Genomic DNA, 7,512 nt, shown 5'->3' with positions numbered 1-7,512 from the left:
TGGTTAGCCGAGCCATGCAACGGCGCTTGAATGACCGGATACCGAAGCTGATTTTGCGCCCAGGCAGGCGTCGTCAGCGACAGGAGCGAAAACGAAACGATAGCGCTCAACAGCGCACAAGCACTGCCACGGACGTTCAGCCGCGTCATCGGTGTATACCTGCGATTGGTTTGCGCCTACCGACAGTCGTCCTATACCGTCGTGGCGTGCACCCGGTCGAATGGGCAGGTAATTGCTTCGCGGCGTCCTGCGCGGCAACGAGAAAACAGAAGCTGCAGGTTAGTGCTTGCTTCCGGCCGAAGGATGTACGTCCGTCGGCCTCTCGACCATGCGCTTTTAACCTCTTGCAATTACCGAGCCGGTGCACTCGTTAGGCAAATGTTAGCTGTCGCTCCGTCGTGTGTAATGGCCGCGGTTGGGCGGGTCTAGAAAACGCGGCTAGGTGTAATATAGGACACGATTTGCGTCTAGTCAAAGGACCGGGAAAAAAGATTTCCGCCCAGGGGCTACTTATGACCCGTACAATCCGTATCAGAGTGTCCCAAGACAGCAGTCGTAATTGAAAGAAGGTAAAAAAGAGAGGAAGGGTTTACACGGCCAGGAACGGATTTGCCGCGCGTAGGGGGGCTGGGCGGCAGTTGAAAAGGAACAATTCGATTCCGGCGGGTTGGGGGTCAGATGTGCTTGTCGGCCATGATCAAACGGCCATGGGCTTAACCGCACGTCTTCGTAGGCGGAAGACGAACATTGAGCCAATGGCGAGCAGAACAATAGAAGATGGCTCGGGCACTAAGTTTACCGTTAGAGACAAGCCCGCCGCATCATTGGGGGCAGTCTGCGAACCTCCGTTGATGTAGGTATAGTCGAACCAGCCTGTGGTGGAAGGGCTGGCAGAGGTGTTGGTAATTTCCATGCGCAGGGCGTCATACATCATGCCGTTGGTGTGGCTACTGACGCCAAAAGTGAATTCGTCGTCGACACCATCGGCATTGAGATCAGCAATTGGAAACTGGAAAGCAGCCCATTGATAAAAACCGGCATCGCCACTGCGAGTCATCGGGTCGTCGGGCGAAAAATTGTTGTAGGTCCAGGTTTCCGAATGCCCATTCAGCGTGACCACTAGACTGGCATCCAGCGCTAACACAGCCACGGAAAGGACTACATACTGTCCTTGGGCACGTTGCGTGCTTGTTGTCGTAAAGTGAACTTGCCAGGCCGAGCCATGATAGTTGGCCGGTCCCCCGCCCGCGGTAACGTAAGCTGGACAAGTATTCGTATAGTTGTCCGTAGTACCATTGGCCGAATCGTACAATGGAGGGTTAAAGGTTTGCCATTGATTGGCAATCCACGCATTGGGGTCATTGGTGGCCGGAACAGCCACACTATTAATGGTGGTGGCGGTGGCGTTGTACGAAACAAACCCGTTGTGGCCTAACGTGGCCATTTCGGCCCAGTAGTCGTAGGCGCCGTAATACTGCCGTTTATCGGGACCGGAAGAACCGAGGACCACGGACGAATCGTGGCCGTTGGTGAATTCATTGGCGGAGCGATTGGGCGTGCCGATGGTCCAAATGGGCGGGGAAGTTCCGAAATTCTCCGGCGTGAACGTCGCATTCTGCGGAAGACTTGTTTGCCCTGCCACAATGGGAACGTTGTTGTAGCGCGTTTCTCCCCATTGACCAAGCTGGTACAGGGTTAAACGGTAGGTTCCCGGTACAACATTACTAATCGACCCGTTTCCGTTTTGACCGAGCTGAACCCAATACTGGCTGCCCAGCGTCGATTCCTGCATGTTCACGCCGTTTTCAGAAAGCACCGCCGTGTTATTTGCCGTGTTGCTACTCCAACCGGCGGAATTCGCAGCGGTCATGCTGATGTTGCCCCGTGTTGTCGCAGTCCGGGGAACATAACCGGCCGAAACCAAGGCCGCATCGGAGTTGTACTCGGACAAATATGTAGGAATATTATTGACCGCTGACTGATAGACTTGCGCGCCGGTTCTTCCTGACATCGACTGCACGTTAAATGCAAACGGTCCATACACAATATTGGTGGCGTCGCCCGCCGGGAGGTTGATTCCGTAGCCCGGGTATGCTCCTGATCCGGAACCATCGATGCCATAGTGGTCGGAATTGTACTCGACGTTGATGATGGCCGGATCGGTGAAAGCCAAATCCTGTTTGGTGGGCCCGCCGGTCATCGATTCGGTCGACGGAATGACCCCCGTGACGCCATAACTGGGACCGTACAAGGTCTGCCCTTGATCGAATTGCACGTATGTGGATGTATCGTATTTCGTGAAAAAGTTGGTTCCATTGTCGCCGGCCACGCCCGGCGAAGTGATTTGGTAGGTTACGTTCTGAACCGTTTGGCCTACGTAACCGGAGGTGAGGGGCGGGAACGCAGCACTTACGCCGGGTAGATTATTGGGGCCCGTGTTTTGCTGGTACGTAGAGGTAAAAACTCCTCCAGAAGTAACCCCGCGAAACAGAAACTGGCCCTGCCCTTGACTCCAGGCGGGATCGGTCGAAGCGTGGCTTACTGCTTCATACGCGTGAACCGTTGGGTCATTGTCAAATACAATGTAGTGGATGGAATACGTGATGGCATTTCCGCTGGTGCCCGAAGAGGCCATGGTAGCCGACACATCGACGTAACTGTTGTTCGGCCCAAGCTGCGAATTGAAGGCCCAGGTTCCGTTTCCGATTCCGGCGCTGGCCGTTTCTTCGTCCAATTCGGAAATCAGATTGGAGCTGCCGTTCAATTTAATGGAAGTAATGTCTTGGGCATTGGGATCAAAGACCACCGTGAGCCCTGCATGATTGGTAATCGTCCAATTGGTGTTGCTGTTTTCAGTGAGGGTCACTTGCGCTTGGGATGGCAATGGGCCAAGCAAGAACACGGCAAGCAGGATAAGAACTCCGCTGGCGGTCTGAATACTACAGCGCAATCGTGACCCCCGCGTCAGAGCGACTGTGCCAATCAAAGAGTGTACGGCGATAGCGCCGCAATGCCCGCTTGAGGCTGCTGGCCTCATTTGAATGCCTCCCCCTGCCGATCCGTGCGAAGATCGCCCCCACCACCATCAATTTGGCACGTCAGTGCCGGTAGCATTCTCACCAAAAAAGTCGGCGGTGTCCAGCATTTTGAATAGTCTGGCTAGCTGATTTTAAGGTTTTTTTGGCTGTGCGCCCCCCGAGAGGCCTACCAAAAGCAAAACTGACGCTAAATGGGGACTGGTAACCATCCTGTGCAGTACACCCGGAGGGACTCGAACCCCCAACCCTCAGTTCCGAAGACTGATGCTCTATCCAATTGAGCTACGGGTGCAAAGGCCGCTGCCCGAAAAACCAATGCCGTCGAAAATGGGGCCGCAGCCTGAACGGGATAGATTATCGCAGCGGCTTGGAGGTTCGCAAGACTGGCGCACTCGAACGAGAGAAAATCTATTTTCCATCCAGCTTTTCGCCTTGGCGGATCAGCAGGCGCTCGGCGCGCATGACTTGTTCGGGGTCGCTGCTTTTGGCGGCTTCCTTGAGCGCCGGGACGGCCATGCGACCTAAATCGCGAAGCCGGGCTTCAGCCTGTTCGCGCTTTTCGTAGCTGTTGTCGGCCAGTTGCGCCACCAAGGTTTTGACCTGATCGCGAATTTGTGGATCGATTTTGAAAACCATCACCAATGCCACACGGGAAATCTTGGCGGTGTCGGGATCGACTTCCAACGGCAGTAAATCGTCGATGGTCGCTTGCGGCAGCCGGGCCAGCAGCACCGGCTCGGCCGAATGAAAAAACGCATTGCTGTACATCGACAGCAGCAAATCCGCTTCGCTCTCTTTTAGGCCGGCGGCGATCAGATGTTGTCTTAAGGGCGCAATGGCCTTGGCTTGTAGCTGCGCTTCGTCCAAGGGGCCCGTCATTTCGATTTCGACGGGCGGGTCCGACGGCGTGGCGTCGGCCTTATCGGCGTCGGATTTGGCAGATGTTTTTTCCGCCGAATTGGCCGCGGAGTCGCCGTTGGCCGAACCGGCTGAGCCCGTAACTGCTTGCAGAACGTTCGCCACGGCATTGACCGCGGCGGCGCCGGTAGCCTTACGGGAATCGTTTGCATCGTCTTTGGCGGTCGCCTCTTTGGCAGTGCCCGTTTTGTCCGCTGCTTGCGCTTTTTTGGAGGCCGGCAAATCGTCCAGCCAACCGATGCGCTGGCCGCCGGATGCGGGCGCGACCATCAGCACATCTTTCAATGGATATTTGCCGCTGTTGTACAGCTTGTATTTATCGGGACCGCCTTCGACGCGTAGCGCCAGCGAGACATTCAACTCCGGATCGTAGGCGATGAACCGCTCCGCCCGCGCGCCGTGCAGCACATGCAATACATCAAGTTGGCGGGCTTTGACAAACCAATGGTCTTCGGGCACAAAGCCTAACGTGGCGTCGCCGGGCTCGGTGTTCAATTTCAAATCGTGCCAGGCCAGGCGATTGTTTTTCGTTTCGGCTTCCGGCCACTGCCCCACAAATCGGCCGCTGGTCATGCGCAGCAAAACGTCGACCGGATCGGTAGGCGGGCCGGAAAACGTGATCACGCTCAGCGGGGCGACGTCGGGATGATCGGGCTCAGCCTTGCGGCTGCGGAACGTATCGACTAAGCCCGGCATGGCGCTGGGATAGCCCCCCACGGCGTTGAGCTGCGTTTGATTGACCTCCGTAACCCAGACCGACCATTCATGAATTTCCAACGGAAGGGTTTGAGCCCAAACGCTTTGGTGGACCATCACCGCCAGTAGTAGCCCGATCCAGGATGCCCTGTGTGAAACTCGAACGGATTGGAATGAGCAGCGAGTTGGCATGCTGTTGGTTCTCGGAAGAGAGCTCTTGGCCACGCGTTATTACCGATTGCACATTTATTTCCGATACAGACGCGGTTCGGCCCAAATCACGCGGTCTTGAATGTCTTCGTCTTTGCCGAAGTCGACTTCCAGCGTCAGTAATTTCGCGCCGCTGACGGAAAGCTCTAATACTTGCGGGTCTTGATCGGCCCGCAACTCGGGCTTGGCGAACAGTTCTTTTCCATCGGCCAGCACGCGGCAGGCCACGTTGCCGTGGGTTCCGGCCGCATCGTCGAAACCGACGGTGGTTTTGAACGTGGAGAATTGGCCGTCCAGCGCGTAATTGAGCACGCAGCGCGAATGGACGGCCAAGCCTTTGGCGTAGGTTTTGCCTTTCATTTTCAACGGGCCGCCGTCGAGCGATTCATCACGATGGTAACTTAGCAACCGCCCGAAGTACGGCGTTTGCTCCGCGGTAACCGGTTGCTGATCGGAAAGATGCACGAGGTTCCCGTTGCGCGTGGATATTTCGCTCACGCTATTCAGCGGAATTTCCCACGTCGTTTTCCAGGGCATTTGCAGAGCAATTTTGCCCTCGGCCAGCCCTTGCCAACTGCCGGAAAGCACATCGCCATTCGATAGTTGCACCACTTGCTGCGCGGCGTGCGTGGGATGGGCGGCGGGATGAGCCGCAAACACCATAGCCTGCAAACGATCCCCAGCGATGGAATGTTCTTCACCTTCGTAGACAAACCGCAATTGCTGGCCTTCCCACTTTTTGATGCGGCCGGCAATTTCCGCCAGTTTGCCATCTTTCGCCAGGACGATGGCCAAATCGTCGTTGCCCGGCTGGGCGCGGCGCTGGGCGTACCGTTTTTTTGCCTCCGGCGTGGCCTGCTCGAGCAAAAAACCCTGCGCTTGCAAGAGCGGAATTTGCAAATTGGACTGCCAGGGAGTATCCAGCGAAAGTGCATCGTCGGTCAGTTGTTCAAGGGAACCTCGAATCGAATCGTCACCCGCTAAGTCGACGGAAATTAAAAACGTTTCGCTGTTGCCGGATTTCGGACTGCCGCCGGTTTTGGCCGGCGCCGCCGCACTCATTTGGGCCTGATCGCTCGTATGTGTGTCAGCCTTTACGCTGAGCTTGTCGGTGGAATTGTCGGAATAGGTGAGAATGAATTGCAGTTCGTGATCGTACAAATCGACAGCGGGTGGTTCAAAATACACGTCCGCCGAAGAAGATTGGGGAGTGCGTTGGAGGAGCAGCCGCCAACTGGGCGAATCGGCCGGTTCCATCAGCCACACGTGCGGCGGCGACCGCAACACCAAACGAATTTGTTGAACTTGTTTTTGGGCCGGCAAGCCCAACAAACGCACGTGAACATCTTGAATGCCGTTGCCCGACAGCGGACTGCCGACTTGCACAAAATCGTGCTGATCTTGACCGATCCATTTGGTCGACAGGCCCGCGGCAACGCCGAATGTCAGTTTTTGCAAATCTAACAAATCGATAGATTGTGGCGGCTGAGAATCGACTTTCAGCGCGCCCTCGACCACATCGAGCAGTGCCCCTTTAATTTCTTTGTCGTCGGCCGTCAGCACGATGACTTGCCGCGCTTCCGACGGTTGCGGCTGGGCAGGCATTTCAGCCCCCTTGTCGCCGCTTTTATCAGCAGATTTATCGGCGCCAGTGTCTGCGGCGAACAAGCCTGTTGTGGCCGCGGCGCTTGCCAACAGGGCTAAAGCCATCCACAACAGCATTCGCTTGAGAATCGGTTGAATCATTTTGACGTGTCAGGCGCTGGAGTGGAATCTGTGGCCGGCGTGGGGGCGCCCGTGGCGGAATTTGCACCGGTCGTTGGGGCCGCGGCGGATGGGGCATGATCGGCGGCGGGCGCCGCCTGTTCTTCAGCTTTCAATGGTTGTTCTTCGGCCAAACGTTTGAAATATTGCTCCAGCACGCCTTGATAATGGGCCGGAAAGCCATCGGTCATCGATTGCAAAATTCGTTCCCGTTCGTGCGCAGGCAAATCGGCCCAGTGTTTTCCCTCGTCGTTGGGGTCGTGCAATTTGCCCATGCCGCCGGGCCCGGCTTTAACCCGCGAATCTTGCATCGGCCGCATCGGATTCATGCTGGCGGGGCCGTTGCCCATTTGTTGGCGTTGTTTTTCCAGTGCCGCGATCAAGACATCAAGCTTATGCACCGCGTCCTGCTGGGTCTCTTGAGTAAGGGCATCCGTCGACGATTTGGCCAACCAATGCGTGGCCACTTTCATATCTTGTGAAATGTCGCCCAGTGGATCGGCCGAGGGTTGCTCTTCGTCCGCGGCCTGGGCACTGGCAATGCCAAACAACAGAAAGCCAAACACAACACCGCAAACGCATCCGAGCAATTTTATGGTCCAGCGGTGCATGGCATATTCTCCCGTGAATGAAATTCAAAACTCGCTACTGTTGCACTTCGTTGCCGCGTTGGGTATTCAGTTTATCGGTCACGTCGTACACGTCTTGCTGCCGATCGTGGAGGGCTTGGATGCGTTGCTGCAGCTCAGTCGACAGATGATCCAGTTCGGCGGTCCGTTGATCGTCGGTCTGCTTGGTCTCGCGAGTGACCCTGGTTTGCAACATGCGGATCATTTTAAGCTCGGCAATCATGCGGTTCAATTCTCGCACCCGATCTTGTTGATTG

General features: G+C 56.1%; 5 protein-coding genes and 1 tRNA gene. All 6 read right to left on the bottom strand.

The genetic code is table 11. The features are described from left to right. Positions 1-697: 697 nt before the first annotated feature. Positions 698-2,866 carry a polysaccharide lyase family protein gene (locus VMJ32_06190; GenBank protein HTQ38596.1) on the bottom strand — a complete coding sequence of 723 codons (2,169 nt, stop codon included), beginning with the start codon at positions 2,864-2,866 and terminating at the stop codon, positions 698-700. A gap of 390 nt (positions 2,867-3,256) precedes the next feature. Then, a tRNA-Arg gene (locus VMJ32_06185) sits at positions 3,257-3,330 on the bottom strand. A gap of 116 nt (positions 3,331-3,446) precedes the next feature. Beyond that, on the bottom strand, positions 3,447-4,844 hold the full coding sequence (locus tag VMJ32_06180; GenBank protein HTQ38595.1) for a hypothetical protein: 1,398 nt from the start codon (positions 4,842-4,844) through the stop codon (positions 3,447-3,449). A 54-nt stretch (positions 4,845-4,898) separates the two neighbouring features. Beyond that, complete coding sequence (locus VMJ32_06175; protein ID HTQ38594.1) at positions 4,899-6,608, bottom strand: NPCBM/NEW2 domain-containing protein; 1,710 nt, start codon at positions 6,606-6,608, stop codon at positions 4,899-4,901. Then, positions 6,605-7,237, bottom strand: coding sequence for a hypothetical protein (locus VMJ32_06170; protein ID HTQ38593.1), 633 nt, complete (start codon positions 7,235-7,237; stop codon positions 6,605-6,607). Before VMJ32_06170 ends, VMJ32_06175 begins: the two co-directional genes overlap by 4 nt. Positions 7,238-7,271: 34 nt before the next feature. Then, positions 7,272-7,512: hypothetical protein (locus VMJ32_06165; protein ID HTQ38592.1), on the bottom strand; the 241-nt coding region annotated here is incomplete at its 5' end.

Source organism: Pirellulales bacterium (assembly GCA_035499655.1).
GTDB lineage: Bacteria > Planctomycetota > Planctomycetia > Pirellulales > JADZDJ01 > DATJYL01.
The sequence above is the reverse complement of the archived record's forward strand: the minus strand, read 5'-3'. Positions and strand labels throughout refer to the sequence as shown.

Coding starts and splice junctions, on each gene's coding strand:
- VMJ32_06180 (HTQ38595.1), bottom strand. CDS start 4,844: ATGCCAACTCGCTGCTCATTCCAATCCGTTCGAGTTTCACACAGGGCA.
- VMJ32_06175 (HTQ38594.1), bottom strand. CDS start 6,608: ATGATTCAACCGATTCTCAAGCGAATGCTGTTGTGGATGGCTTTAGCC.
- VMJ32_06170 (HTQ38593.1), bottom strand. CDS start 7,237: ATGCACCGCTGGACCATAAAATTGCTCGGATGCGTTTGCGGTGTTGTG.